This is a genomic window from Streptococcus mitis (assembly GCF_002096755.1).
Lineage (GTDB): Bacteria > Bacillota > Bacilli > Lactobacillales > Streptococcaceae > Streptococcus > Streptococcus mitis_AC.
Map to the genome: position 1 here is coordinate 77666 of NZ_NCVF01000018.1, position 13536 is coordinate 91201.

Below are 13536 nucleotides of genomic sequence, written 5' to 3' on the forward strand. Positions count from 1 at the left end.
ATAAGCCATTCGAAGCTTAGAATACTTTTAAATTTATGTAATTACGATAATTCGAGACTTAGAATACATATAAACCTTAGTAAACGAACCTATTCTAAGTCTCGAAGGCCTATTCACTATCCATTCCTCATCAAAAAGACTCATTTCCCCTTTCTCCTCCAAAATATGGTATAGTAGAATTATACTATCTACGAGGAGTTTGCATGTCACAGGATAAACAAATGAAAGCTGTTTCTCCCCTTTTACAGCAAGTTATCAACATCTCATCGATTGTCGGTGGGGTTGGGAGTTTAATTTTCTGTATTTGGGCTTATCAGGCTGGGATTTTACAGTCTAAGGAAACCCTCTCTGCCTTTATCCAGCAGGCAGGTATCTGGGGTCCACCTCTCTTTATCTTTTTACAGATTTTACAGACTGTCGTCCCTATCATTCCAGGAGCCTTGACCTCGGTGGCTGGTGTCTTTATCTACGGTCACATCATCGGGACAATCTACAACTATATCGGCATCGTGATTGGCTGTGCCATTATCTTTTATCTGGTGCGCCTCTACGGAGCTGCCTTTGTCCAGTCTGTCGTCAGCAAGCGCACCTATGACAAGTATATCGGTTGGTTGGATAAGGGCAATCGTTTTGACCGTTTCTTTATTTTTATGATGATTTGGCCCATTAGTCCAGCTGACTTTCTCTGTATGCTAGCTGCCCTGACCAAGATGAGCTTCAAGCGCTATATGACCATCATCGTTCTGACCAAGCCCTTTACTCTCGTGGTTTATACCTACGGTCTGACCTATATTATTGACTTTTTTTGGCAAATACTTTGACATGTAAAAATCCGTTTGGTTTCCCAAGCGGATTTTTAGAACTTAGATTGACTGTAGCTTGATACTAAATATACTTTGGTATGAAAATCATACCTATTTTTCGATAGTGAGGCGAGGACTTACCTAGCCTTTCCGCCGTGATAGAAACACCTGAAATCTAATGGTTTCAGGTGTTCGGAAACTTTGAGACATTAGGCTCAAAGTTTAGGTATGGAATTTCGAAGAAAGTCGCTACCGTCCGTAATCACTTAAGGAAAAGCTCAAAAATATTGTTTTCAACTACAAAATCCGTTTGGTTTCCCAAGCGGATTTTGTGATTTATTTTGAAACTTCTTTTGCAAGAACAAAGTTCCCAAGAGTAGCAGAACCATTTCCTGCTACTGCTGGCGTTACAATGTAATCACGCACATCTGGTACTGGTAGGTAACCATTGAGAAGAGATGTAAATTTCTCACGGACACGGTCCAGCATGTGTTGTTGAGCCATGACCCCTCCACCAAAGACAATCACGTCTGGGCGGAAAGTCACTGTCGCATTAACCGCAGCTTGAGCGATATAGTAGGCTTGAACATCCCAAACAGGGTTGTTGAGTTCAATATTTTCCCCACGAACACCTGTACGAGCTTCCAAACTTGGACCAGCTGCATAGCCTTCCAAACATCCCTTATGGAAAGGACAAACACCCTTAAACTCTTTTTCAATATCCATTGGGTGTCTAGCCACATAGTAATGACCCATCTCAGGGTGACCCACACCGCCGATAAACTCACCACGTTGGATGACACCTGCACCGATACCTGTACCGATTGTGTAGTAAACCAAGTTTTCGATACGAGCACCAGCATTATTACGGGCAACCACTTCACCATAGGCAGAGCTGTTTACGTCTGTAGTGAAGTACATTGGCACGTTTAGTGCGCGACGAAGGGCACCCAGCAAGTCCACATTTGCCCAGTTTGGTTTTGGAGTCGTTGTGATAAAGCCATAAGTTTTTGAGTTTTTATCAATATCAATCGGACCAAATGAACCAACTGCAAGACCAGCAAGGTTGTCGAATTTTGAGAAGAACTCGATGGTTTTATCGATTGTTTCGATTGGAGTTGTTGTTGGAAATTGTGTTTTTTCTACAACGTTAAAGTTTTCATCACCGACAGCACAGACAAACTTTGTACCGCCCGCTTCCAAGCTTCCATATAATTTTGTCATGATAAACCTCTTGTTTTTATTTTCTTTATTATAGCATATTTCGAAAGTCTAAATTTCTCTATTTTTTAGATTTTCCTCTGTAAATCTTACCATTCAAGCAAAAACGAACAAACATGTCATTTGTTCGTTTTCACATTAGAGAGGATTGATTAGATTTTCACTTCGATCACAGCATCCCCCTTCGCAACTGAACCTGTTGCGACTGGAGCTATTGAAGCGTAGTCAGCTGTATTTGTAACGATAACCATTGTTGTATCATCAAGACCAGCTGCAGCAATTTTGTTTGAGTCAAAGGTTCCAAGAACATCGCCAGCTTTAACCTTATCACCTTGAGCAACTTTTGCTTCAAAACCTTCACCATTCATAGATACAGTGTCAATACCAACGTGGATCAAGACTTCAGCACCATCAGTTGTTTTCAAACCAAAAGCGTGTCCTGTTGGAAAGGCGATTGAAACTTCCGCATCAGCTGGTGCATATACCACACCTTGACTTGGTTTCACAGCGATACCTTGGCCCATAGCTCCACTTGAGAAGACTGGATCATTGACATCAGCAAGAGCGACAACATCACCGACGATAGGAGTTACAAGTGTTTCATTTTGAAGAGTATCAGTCTCTTCCACTACTGGTGCTTCTACTGTAGGTTCAGTAACTGTTTCTGCAGTTGCTGTGGCTGCTTCATCAGCAAAGACACTAGCTGCTTTTGTTTTCCCGTAGAAATAAGTGAAAGCAAAGGCGGCAACAAAGGACATAATTTCCGCAACTATATACATAGGGATTGAAGCAGCCTTAATAGAAAGGAATCCAATAAATCCAGCCGCTCCCAATGAAACTGCAATAACGTGAGTTAAACCTGCTACGAAGGCACCAATTGCTGAACCAGCAAGGGCGCAGAAGAATGGGAATTTGTATTTCAAGTTTACCCCAAAGAGAGCAGGTTCTGTAATACCAAGGAAGGCAGAAACAGCAGCCGAACTTGACAATCCTTTTGTTTTAGCATTTTTTGTCAAGAAGTAGATTGCAAGAGTAGCCGCACCTTGTGCTACGTTTGCCATTGAAGCAACAACAAAGATGTAGTCCCCAAATCCAGTACCGTTATTATTGTAAGCAGACAACAATTGTGTTTCGATTGCTGGGAATGATTGGTGAAGACCTGTCATAACGATTAGTGAGTAAGTTCCACCAAATAGACCCATACCAAAGGCACCTGTTGTGTTGTACAACCATACAATCGCATTTGTAATCGCATCAGACACAACCAACATAACAGGACCGATAACTGTAAAGGTAAGGAAGCCTGTAAGCATCACTGATAAAAGCGGTGTGAAAGTGAAGTCAACTGCAGATGGCAATTTCTTGTGGAAGAATTTTTCCAAATTTGCTAACAACCAGATTGCAACAAGGACTGGAATAACTTGATAAGCATAGTTTGTTTGTGTAACATGGAAACCTAAGATGTCCCAGAAGGCTTCTTTGCCACCCAAATCTGGAGTGGTCATAATCATACCAATTGCCGCACCAAGGAATTGGTTTGCTCCAAAGCGCTTGGCTGCTGAAATACCAACCAAAACAGGGAGGAACATAAATGGAGCAGCAGACATCAATTGAATCATAGCTGAGAAGCCTTTGATTGCAGGATACATATCTTCAATTGATTGAGGTCCAAACAAATCTGGTGATGTCAAGAAGTTACGTAAAGCCATCAAGAGACCACCTGCAACTAAGGCAGGGATAATAGGAACAAAGATGTCTGACAAAAGTTTAATCAAGTCCATCAATGGATTGAACTTTTTGTCTTTATTAGCAATCTCTTTCAAATCATCTGTCGAAACTTCTTTTAAACCAGTTTTCTTGATGATTTCCGCATACACGAAGTTAACATCACCAGGACCAATGATAATTTGATATTGTCCATTAGTGCTAAAAGTTCCCTTGACATCCGCATTATTATCTAGAGCTGCTTGATTCACTTTTGATTCGTCTTTCAATACCAAACGAAGACGAGTTGCACAGTGTGCTGCAGCTACAAGATTATCCTTACCGACAGCCTCAATGACCTCGGCAGCAACTTTACTATAATCCATAGCAAAAATCTCCTTATTATAGAATTTTGTTATTGTTTGAAAGCGATTTTATTCGCCCTACGACTTTTATTTTATCATGTTTCAAAAATATGTCAAGCGTTTTGCAGAAAAAATATTTGTTTCTTAGAGTAAGGTCCTTTGTTTTGATATATTGTGAGAGTTTTATGAAAGTGTTCTTTAAAAAAATAGTTTAAAATCTGAGTTAAAAAGGATTTTATTTCACTTTCTTTCAATTTTCTGCAGATAGATGATTGATTTCCTGCTTTTGATTTATGATAAACGTTTGGCAGTTTTTTCTCTTTTTTAACATAAAAGGCTTGCATTTTTAATCGAAAACGGTTACTATTAAAAGTGATAAGATTTTTGGAGGAATGAATGAATGGAATGGACAACTGAGCGTCGTTATAGACCCTATGAAGATTGGACGCAAGAAGAAATTCAAAATATAAAGAAAAATATGGCACAATCTCCATGGCATACTCATTACCATGTTGAGCCAAAAACAGGACTTCTCAACGACCCAAATGGCTTTTCTTACTTTGATGGCAAGTGGATCCTCTTTTACCAGAATTTTCCTTTTGGTGCAGCCCACGGTTTAAAATCTTGGGCACAGCTAGAAAGTGATGATTTGATTCACTTTAAAGAAACTGGAATCAAAGTTTTACCAGATACTCCATTAGATAGCCACGGTGCCTACTCTGGTTCTGCCATGCAGTTTGGCGATAACTTGTTCCTATTTTATACAGGAAATGTCCGCGATGAAAACTGGATCCGTCACCCGTACCAAATCGGTGCTTTGATGGACAAGGATGGCAAGATTACGAAGATTGACAAGATCTTGATCGACCAGCCAGCAGACTCTACTGACCACTTCCGTGATCCGCAAATTTTTAACTTCAAGGGCCAATACTATGCTATCGTCGGTGGACAGGACTTGGAGAAAAAAGGCTTCGTCCGTCTCTACAAGGCTGTAGACAACGACTATACAAACTGGCAAGCAGTTGGCAACCTTGACTTTGCTAACGACCGTACTGCCTACATGATGGAATGTCCAAATCTGGTCTTTGTAGGGGAACAACCTGTCCTTCTCTACTGCCCACAAGGATTGGATAAGAAAGTTCTAAACTACGATAATATCTATCCAAATATGTATAAGATTGGGGCTTCCTTCGACCCTGAAAATGCTAAAATGGTTGATGTATCTCAACTCCAAAACATGGACTATGGTTTCGAAGCCTATGCAACTCAAGCCTTCAACGCTCCTGATGGACGTGCTCTAGCTGTTAGCTGGCTTGGCTTGCCTGATGTTTCTTACCCATCTGACCGTTTTGACCATCAAGGAACCTTCTCTTTGGTCAAAGAATTGACTATCAAAGACAGCAAACTCTACCAATACCCAGTCGCAGCTATCAAGGACCTTCGTGCTACTGAAGAAGCCTTCTCAAACCGTGTCCAAACCAAGAACACTTACGAACTTGAACTCAACTTGGAAGCCAATAGCCAGAGCGAGATTGTCTTACTTGCTGATAAAGAAGGCAAGGGACTTTCCATCAACTTTGACCTTGTAAATGGTCAAGTGACAGTAGATCGTAGCCAAGCTGGAGAACAGTATGCCCAAGAATTTGGAACTACTCGTTCTTGCCCTATCGAGAATCAGGCTACTACTGCTACAATCTTCATCGATAACTCTGTCTTTGAAATTTTCATCAATAAAGGAGAAAAAGTATTTTCTGGTCGTGTCTTCCCACATGCGGACCAAAATGGGATCCTCATCAAATCTGGAAACCCAACTGGAACTTACTATGAATTAGATTATGGTCGCAAAACTAACTGATGTCGCCAAACTTGCAGGCGTCAGCCCTACTACCGTTTCTCGGGTTATCAATAAAAAAGGCTATCTATCTGAAAAAACCATTCAAAAGGTTAATGAAGCCATGCGAGAATTGGGCTATAAACCCAACAACCTAGCTCGTAGTCTGCAAGGAAAATCAGCTAAGTTAATCGGCTTGATTTTCCCTAATATTTCCAATGTTTTCTATGCAGAATTGATTGATAAGCTGGAACACCAACTTTTTAAGAATGGTTACAAGACCATCATCTGCAACAGTGAGCATGATTCTGAGAAGGAACGCGAATACATCGAAATGTTGGAAGCCAATCAGGTGGACGGCATCATTTCTGGTAGTCACAACTTGGGAATCGAAGACTACAATCGTGTGACGGCGCCGATTATTTCCTTTGACCGAAACTTGTCTCCAGACATTCCAGTCGTTTCTTCTGACAACTACGCTGGTGGAGTTCTTGCTGCCCAGACCTTGGTTAAGACAGGTGCCCAGTCTATCATTATGATTACAGGGAATGACAATTCCAATTCGCCAACTGGGCTACGCCACGCTGGCTTTGCATCCGTACTCCCAAAAGCTCCTATTATCAATGTTTCCAGTGACTTTTCTCCTGTCAGAAAAGAAATGGAAATCAAGAATATCTTGACCCATCAAAAACCAGATGCCATCTTTGCTTCGGATGATTTGACTGCTATTCTAGTCATTAAAATTGCTCAGGAACTGGGAATTTCTGTACCAGAAGAGCTCAAGGTCATCGGTTACGATGGTACCTACTTTATCGAGAATTACTACCCTCAACTAGCTACTATTAAGCAACCCTTGGAAGAAATTGCCTGCCTCACTGTTGATCTTCTCTTACAGAAGATCGAAGGCAAGGAAGTCGCAACAACAGGTTACTTCTTACCAGTTACTCTATTACCTGGAAAAAGTATTTAATACTCAATGAAAATCAAAGAGCAAACTAGGAAGCTAGCCGCAAGCTGTACTTGAGTACGGCAAGGCGAAGTTGACGTGGTTTGAATTTGATTTTCGAAGAGTATAAGCACAAGAAAAACTCAGACCGATCGGTCTGAGTTTTTTTATGATCTTAAGTTTTCTAAATAACGCTGGGCAGTCTCTAAGTTAAAGATTTTATCTGCAATAAGGCGCTCTACTAGGGGAGCAACTTCAGATTCACTAGCACCTGCGAGGAGTGCTAAGGATTTGGCCTGCAATTTCATGTGGCCTTGCTGGATGCCTGTACTCACCAAGGCTTTGAGGGCTGCAAAGTTTTGTGCAAGCCCGATAGACACGATAATCTGGGCTAATTCTTTGGCAGAAGGATTTCCCAGTAGTTCGTGACTGAGGGCTACACGAGGGTTAAGGCCGATAGAACCACCCTTGGTCGCTACAGGCATGGGTAGTGTCATCTCACCAACTAATTCTTCTGTCTCCAAGTCTAGACGCCAAGAGCTAAGACCTTGGTAATGTCCATCTCGACTGGCAAAGACATGGGCCCCAGCTTCGATGGCACGCCAGTCATTACCAGTGGCAATCAAAATAGCATCAATGCCGTTAAATATCCCTTTATTATGAGTAGCTGCTCGATAAGGATCAGCTTGCGCAAACTGACTAGCCAAAGCCATTTTCTCCGCAATTTCTCGTCCTTGATCCTTTTGGCGGCTCAAGTAGCGAAAGGCGATGCGACAGCTTGCTGTCACCAGAGAATCGGTCGCGTAATTAGACAGAATACCCATAAGACTCTGACCCTGACTCAGTTCTTCTAAGACTGGTTTCAAGGCTTCCAGCATGGTGTTGAGCATATTGGCTCCCATGGCTTCCTGGGTATCGACATGAAGATAGATGACGAGAAAGTCTGTTTCACCTTTGATCTGCTCTACATGCAAATCACGCGCCCCGCCTCCACGTTTAACGATAGAAGGATAGGCTTGATTGGCAAGTTCCAAGAGTTTAGCTTTCTTGCTGACAATCTTCTCTTGCGCTTGTTCAGGTTCAACAACTTGATAAAGGGCTACCTGTCCAATCATCTGACGCTCATGCACTTGAGCAGTAAAGCCACCTGCTCGCTTGATGATTTTACTGGCATAGCTGGCCGCAGCAACCACAGAGGGCTCTTCCGTCACATAGGGAACTGTGTATTCCTGACCGTTAACGAGAACCTCTGGAACCAGCGAATAAGGCAGAGAAAAAGTTCCCACCACATTCTCACTCAGCTGGTCTGCCACAGTCACACTTATCTGTTCATCCTGCTCCAAACTCACTTGCTTCTCAGGACTAAGGAGCGCCTGAGCTTGTAACAACTCGAGGCGCTCTTGGTATGATTTTTTAGAAAATCCATTCCAACTTATCTTCATTATTTTTCAACCTTGCTATAACGGCGTTGGTGGTCAACAATTTCAACCAAGGCAAAATCTTGATTTTCATAGCCAGCAAACTGGGCAGAGTTTGTTTCATCCAATACCACTTCCTCAAAGAAGACTTTTTCATAGTCTACAACAGACAGGGCAGTTCTTTGATTGAGCTTGTTCAAGCGGTCTTTATCCAGATAAGCTTCATATCCTTCAACCAATTCACCGCTAAAGAACTCAGCTACAGCCCCACTTCCGTAACTATAAAGGGCGATTTTATCCCCAGTCTTCAAGCTATCTGTATTTTCCAAGAGAGACAAGAGTCCGAGGAAGAGGGAACCTGTATAGATATTCCCCACCTTTTGACTGTAGAGAATAGACTGGTCAAAATGCTTTTGCAAGAGGTCTTTTTTCTCTTGAGGCAGGCTCTTATCCATGATTTTTTTCAAGCCTTTTAGCGCTAATTTAGGATAAGGCAAGTGGAAGCAAACCGCCGCAAAATCATCCAAAGTAAGCTGGTAGCGTTTTTGGTATTCAAGCCAAGTCGTTTTCAAACTATCCAAATATTGTTGGGTAGAATAAACACCATTTACATAAGGGGTTGTTGAGTAATTTGGACGCCAGAAATCCATGATGTCACGAGTCTGAGCTACATTGTCGTTATTAAAAGCCATAATGCGTGGATTCTGTGTAATCAACATGGCCACACTTCCAGCACCTTGAGTTGGTTCTCCTGGGGTTTCAATACCGTATTTGGCAATATCACTGGCAATGACCAAGACCTTGGACTCTGGAGAATTTTCCACATGCAATTTAGCATAATGAAGGGCCGCTGTCGCTCCATAGCAAGCTTCTTTAATCTCGAAACTACGAGCAAAGGGCTGGATGCCCAGCAAACCATGCACAAAGACGGCCGCAGCTTTACTCTGGTCAATTCCTGACTCGGTAGCCACAATGACCATATCAATTTCTGCTCTTTCTTGCTCAGTTAAAATAGAATCACTTGCACTGGCCGCCAAGGTCACGATATCCTCAGTTAGGGGCGCAATGCTCAATTCCTTGAGTAAGAGTCCTTTACTTAATTTTTCAGGGTCAATTCCCCTCGCTTCTGCTAAGTCTTGTAATTTCAAGACATATTGACTGGTCGCAAAACCAATCTTATCAATACCGATTGTCATATTTACCTCTGTTTTATCATTCATGTAAAAAATCGTTCTATACTATTTTATCATAAATAGCAGTAAAAGAGAGAAAAAAGACTTGATTCACCAAATCAAGTCGCTTATTATTCTAACTATTATGCTGTTTTCGTAAGTGAGAATAAAGTCTGAGGATCACTGTTCCGCTAGCCATTCCAATGGAAATCACCAAAGCCAACATAACAACCAAGGTTGCACTAGCAATAGCATGACTGTAATCTCCCGTCACAAAAAAAGCAGTTGTCCGATAGGAGAGATAACCCGGAACCAGAGGTGCCAAGATGGCCAAGATAAAGACCACAGCAGGTGTCTTATAAAGAATACTTAAAATCTGGCTGACACAAGAACCGATAATGGCTGCAATAAAGGTAGCCACAATAACATTGGTCGGTTCCTTGAGCAAGAGATAAATCAGCCAGACAGCCATGCCCAAAATCCCTCCGGGTAAGAGCATAGAGCGTTGCACATTGAGTACGATTAAAAAAGTGATAATAGCAAGAAGACTTGCTACTGCTTGTAATAAAAAGGTAGTTAGTGTCATATTAATTCATCAATACCAAGGCGACAGAAGTTCCCGCCCCTAAAGCAAGGGTAATAAGCAAGGATTCAAACATCTTACTCATACCAGAGTTTATGTGGTTAGTCATAATATCCCGAACCGCATTGGTCAAGGCAATTCCTGGAACAAAAGGCATGACCGCACCAGCTATAATCAAGTCTGCCGTTGAAGGAAAGCCTGTGTAGCGAGTCCAAAACTGGGCTATCATCCCAAAGACGAAGGCTCCAGCAAAGGCTGTCACAAAAGGAATTCGGATAAACTTCTCCACATAGAGGGAAAAGGCAAAACCAAATAAGGTAGCCACTCCTGCCCCAAGTGCGTCGTAGATATTTCCACTAAACATAATTGAAAAGAAAGGAGCACTAAAGGTCGCAGCCAGAGTTACCTTCAACTTAGTATAAGGAAGGGGTTGGGCTTGCAAGGCCGTCAATTGCTTGAAGGCCGTCTCTAAATCAAGATTTCCTCCTACCAACTGACGAGAAATCTGGTTCACATCGCAGACTTTTTCGATGTTATAAGAAGAGGAAGTCACGCGTTTCATTCGCGAAATATTGGTATTTTCAATGGAGAAAAAGATAGCGGCAGGCATGGCAAGAACATTGCAATCCACAATCCCCTGCGAATGCGCAATACGAATCATGGTATCTTCTACACGATGAATTTCTGAGCCACTTTTGAGAAGAATGGTTCCAGCTAACATAATCACATCAATGACGGCATTTAATTCTCTTGATTCTTCCATGCGTTCCTCCTTTTATCAACTCCTTCTATTCTATCACAAATCCGGACTCAAAAAAAATCTTTGCCATGAAATCATGACAAAGATTCGTTTAATTACGTGAATTTTCGTGGCTTCCCTCACTACTTGATTGATTAGTAGAATGAGTATCTCCTCGTTGATTTCCTTGCTGGTTCCCCTGACTTGGTGTTGTAGTAGAACCTTGGTTTCCACGTTGGGCTGGTGCTGATGATGTTGACGGCGGTGTTTTTGGTTTGTAAATTGAAATCTTGATGCGTGTCTTATTCAAATCTACCTTTTCACCTGCTCTTGGACTCTGTTCAACGACGGTACCTTCAGCAGTTCCGGAAGGAGCTGTGGTAACTTCTACAACTTCAATGTTGGCTTCTTTAATACCGACAATTTGAACGAGATTATTTTTAGTAAATTCAAGACTGGAACCTGTATAACTTGGCATGACAACACTTGTTACTTTCTTAGCAATAGTTAAAGTAATTGTTGAGGCCTTACTCAAATCATAAGTTGTTCCAGCAGACGGGCTCTGTCTAAGAACTGTTCCTTCTTCACTCTCGCTTGATTCTTCTTCCTCTATCTTGATGAGATTTTCAGGTACCTTCTTCTGCTTGAGCTCTGCGATAACATCGGTCGATTTACGGCCGATATAATTGCTCAATTGGAAAGATTGCTTGCCTGATGAGACAACCAAATTGATTTTCGTTCCTTCTTTTCGACCAGTTCCAGCGTCAGGATCTGTACGGATAATCCGCCCTTCTTCCACCTTTTCACTAGCCTCTGATTTCTCCTCGCCAATCTCAAAATTGGCTTTCTTGAGGGTTTCCTTGGCTTCCGCCACTGTCTGACCTGCCACATTTGGAATGGCAATTGTTGCAGGAGTTCTGGATAGTATCCAAATAAGAGAAGCTGCCACCAATACAATGCTGGCCAACAAAATCATATAGCGAACTCTAAATTTCCGTTTCTTAACAGGCTTGGTTGCGTAATTGTCCTCTGAAGCCTGCTGACTCGGCTTCGCAGTCTGTGGCTTTGGACTTTGTGTTTGCACCTTAGGAATCGAAGTCAAGGTACTTTGTGGAACTTTAGGAAGAGTCTTGGTGTCAGCCTTAGTGGTATCATTAAACACCAATTTAGGCTCATTGCGACGATTATAAGACAAACTACTAGACAAGTCCACATACATCTCTGCAACTGACTGATAACGATCTGTCAATTTCTTGGCAGTTGCCTTGATGACAACATTCTCTAAAGCCTGAGGCACAGATGGATTCTCAGCTATAACCGATGGCAATGGTTTCTGGAAATGCTGGAGGGCGATGGTCACTGCACTATCCCCATCGTAAGGGATATGTCCTGTCAACATCTCATAAAAGATGATCCCCATGGCATAGATATCACTCTGTACAGTCGCTTTAGAACCACGCGCCTGCTCTGGTGACAAGTAATGAACCGAGCCCAGCATAGAGTTGGTCTGAGTCAGACTCGTCTCAGCAAAGGCTACCGCAATCCCAAAATCTGTGACTTTGGCAGTCCCATCTGGTGTCAAGAGGATATTTTGAGGTTTCAAATCGCGGTGAACAATGCCTCTAGTATGGGCTAAGCGCATAGCCAAGAGGATTTGTCCCATGATTCGGACCGCTTCTTCATTTGAAAGAGGATGGTGTTCCTTGATATAGCGTTTGAGGTCAAGTCCTGCTACGTACTCCATAGCTAAGTACTGTTGACCGTCTTCCTCACCAATATCTGTAATCCGAACGATATGAGGATGGTCCAGATCTGCCATAGCTCTCGCTTCACGCTGAAAACGAGCCACTGCAATGGGATCTGTTTGGTAGTTGGTCCTCAGGACCTTTACTGCCACTTCTTCCCCGTCTAGAATCAAATCCTTGGCCAAGTATACATCTGCCATGCCTCCTCGACCAATTTGTTTGATAATCCGATACCGCCCGGCAAAAATCTTGCCGATTTGGATCATTCTTCATCCTCCTCGTTCATAGAAACAAGGGCAACCGTAATATTGTCTAAACCTCCTGCATTGTTAGCAAAACGCACGAGCGTCGCTGTTTTATCTGCCAAAGGAATATCACTGGTTACAATATCACAAATCTCACTGCCTGAAATCATGTTGGTTAATCCGTCGCTATTAAGTAGGAGATAATCTCCTGTCGCAAGGGTAATCATTCCAAAATCAGGCTGAATTTCGTCTTTTTGACCAATTGACTGGGTAATAATATTTTTCTGTGGGTGGCTAGCTGCTTCTTCAGGTGTCAATTGACCAGCCTTGAGCAATTCATTGACCAAAGAATGGTCGCTTGTTAACTGGTGGTATTCTTCTCCACGAATCAAACCGATACGAGAATCCCCAATGTGAGCATAGATAGCCTGATTGCCAATAATAGCAACAGCCTCGAGGGTTGTTCCCATTCCTTTATAAGCTTCATCTTGTCCCAATTGGTTAATCTTTTGATTTTCAATCTCAAGGTTGTTAGCAAACCATTCACGTACTTCATTAACTGTATCGATTTGAGTATCTACCCAAGCTACACCTAGGTCTGTTACCGCCATTTCACTAGCGATATTCCCTGCGCGATGACCTCCCATACCATCAGCTAGGATAATCATAGTACGTCCAGCTCTATTGACATAGTGGTTGACATAGTCTTGGTTATTTGTTCGTTTCTGACCAACATCTGTTAATAATGAAATTTCCATGTGTTA

At 42.2% G+C, this 13536-nt stretch carries 11 protein-coding genes; 3 read left to right on the forward strand and 8 right to left on the reverse strand.

Annotated features, from left to right (window positions below):
- Positions 1-203: 203 nt before the first annotated feature.
- Positions 204-821: a TVP38/TMEM64 family protein gene (locus tag B7700_RS01750; protein ID WP_084886722.1), complete on the forward strand. Its 618-nt coding sequence runs from the start codon at positions 204-206 to the stop codon at positions 819-821.
- A 318-nt stretch (positions 822-1139) separates the two neighbouring features.
- Here the strand turns inward: B7700_RS01750 and scrK are convergent, their stop codons facing one another.
- Positions 1140-2027 (reverse strand): fructokinase ScrK, encoded by an 888-nt coding sequence (gene scrK, locus B7700_RS01755; RefSeq protein WP_024057687.1) that lies wholly within the window; start codon positions 2025-2027, stop codon positions 1140-1142.
- A gap of 149 nt (positions 2028-2176) precedes the next feature.
- Positions 2177-4114 carry a sucrose-specific PTS transporter subunit IIBC gene (locus B7700_RS01760; RefSeq protein ID WP_084886724.1) on the reverse strand — a complete coding sequence of 646 codons (1938 nt, stop codon included), beginning with the start codon at positions 4112-4114 and terminating at the stop codon, positions 2177-2179.
- A gap of 379 nt (positions 4115-4493) precedes the next feature.
- Between B7700_RS01760 and B7700_RS01770 the strand changes: the two genes are divergently transcribed.
- Positions 4494-5948 carry a sucrose-6-phosphate hydrolase gene (locus B7700_RS01770; RefSeq protein WP_084886728.1) on the forward strand — a complete coding sequence of 485 codons (1455 nt, stop codon included), beginning with the start codon at positions 4494-4496 and terminating at the stop codon, positions 5946-5948.
- A complete protein-coding gene (locus B7700_RS01775; protein WP_084886730.1) occupies positions 5929-6894 on the forward strand; it encodes a LacI family DNA-binding transcriptional regulator in 966 nt (321 codons plus the stop codon). Before B7700_RS01770 ends, B7700_RS01775 begins: the two co-directional genes overlap by 20 nt.
- 143 nt (positions 6895-7037) lie before the next feature.
- On the opposite strand, the gene B7700_RS01780 is transcribed toward B7700_RS01775, so the two are convergent.
- From B7700_RS01780 to B7700_RS01805, 6 genes are all read right to left on the reverse strand, one after another.
- A complete protein-coding gene (locus tag B7700_RS01780; protein ID WP_084886733.1) occupies positions 7038-8312 on the reverse strand; it encodes a hydroxymethylglutaryl-CoA reductase, degradative in 1275 nt (424 codons plus the stop codon).
- Complete coding sequence (locus B7700_RS01785) at positions 8312-9484, reverse strand: hydroxymethylglutaryl-CoA synthase (protein WP_192855645.1); 1173 nt, start codon at positions 9482-9484, stop codon at positions 8312-8314. Before B7700_RS01785 ends, B7700_RS01780 begins: the two co-directional genes overlap by 1 nt.
- Before the next feature lie 112 nt (positions 9485-9596).
- Positions 9597-10046 carry a threonine/serine exporter family protein gene (locus B7700_RS01790; protein ID WP_084886737.1) on the reverse strand — a complete coding sequence of 150 codons (450 nt, stop codon included), beginning with the start codon at positions 10044-10046 and terminating at the stop codon, positions 9597-9599.
- 1 nt (position 10047) lies between these two features.
- The gene (locus tag B7700_RS01795; protein ID WP_084886739.1) at positions 10048-10806 is read right to left on the reverse strand and encodes a threonine/serine exporter family protein; all 759 of its coding nucleotides are present in this window, start codon (positions 10804-10806) and stop codon (positions 10048-10050) included.
- Between the two features lie 88 nt (positions 10807-10894).
- Positions 10895-12793: a Stk1 family PASTA domain-containing Ser/Thr kinase gene (gene pknB, locus B7700_RS01800; RefSeq protein WP_084886741.1), complete on the reverse strand. Its 1899-nt coding sequence runs from the start codon at positions 12791-12793 to the stop codon at positions 10895-10897.
- Positions 12790-13530, reverse strand: coding sequence for a Stp1/IreP family PP2C-type Ser/Thr phosphatase (locus B7700_RS01805; protein WP_000406255.1), 741 nt, complete (start codon positions 13528-13530; stop codon positions 12790-12792). Before B7700_RS01805 ends, pknB begins: the two co-directional genes overlap by 4 nt.
- Between the last annotated feature and the right edge of the window lie 6 nt (positions 13531-13536).

Coding starts and splice junctions, on each gene's coding strand:
- B7700_RS01750 (WP_084886722.1), top strand. CDS start 204: ATGTCACAGGATAAACAAATGAAAGCTGTTTCTCCCCTTTTACAGCAA.
- scrK (WP_024057687.1), bottom strand. CDS start 2,027: ATGACAAAATTATATGGAAGCTTGGAAGCGGGCGGTACAAAGTTTGTC.
- B7700_RS01760 (WP_084886724.1), bottom strand. CDS start 4,114: ATGGATTATAGTAAAGTTGCTGCCGAGGTCATTGAGGCTGTCGGTAAG.
- B7700_RS01770 (WP_084886728.1), top strand. CDS start 4,494: ATGGAATGGACAACTGAGCGTCGTTATAGACCCTATGAAGATTGGACG.
- B7700_RS01775 (WP_084886730.1), top strand. CDS start 5,929: ATGGTCGCAAAACTAACTGATGTCGCCAAACTTGCAGGCGTCAGCCCT.
- B7700_RS01780 (WP_084886733.1), bottom strand. CDS start 8,312: ATGAAGATAAGTTGGAATGGATTTTCTAAAAAATCATACCAAGAGCGC.
- B7700_RS01785 (WP_192855645.1), bottom strand. CDS start 9,484: ATGACAATCGGTATTGATAAGATTGGTTTTGCGACCAGTCAATATGTC.
- B7700_RS01790 (WP_084886737.1), bottom strand. CDS start 10,046: ATGACACTAACTACCTTTTTATTACAAGCAGTAGCAAGTCTTCTTGCT.
- B7700_RS01795 (WP_084886739.1), bottom strand. CDS start 10,806: ATGGAAGAATCAAGAGAATTAAATGCCGTCATTGATGTGATTATGTTA.
- pknB (WP_084886741.1), bottom strand. CDS start 12,793: ATGATCCAAATCGGCAAGATTTTTGCCGGGCGGTATCGGATTATCAAA.
- B7700_RS01805 (WP_000406255.1), bottom strand. CDS start 13,530: ATGGAAATTTCATTATTAACAGATGTTGGTCAGAAACGAACAAATAAC.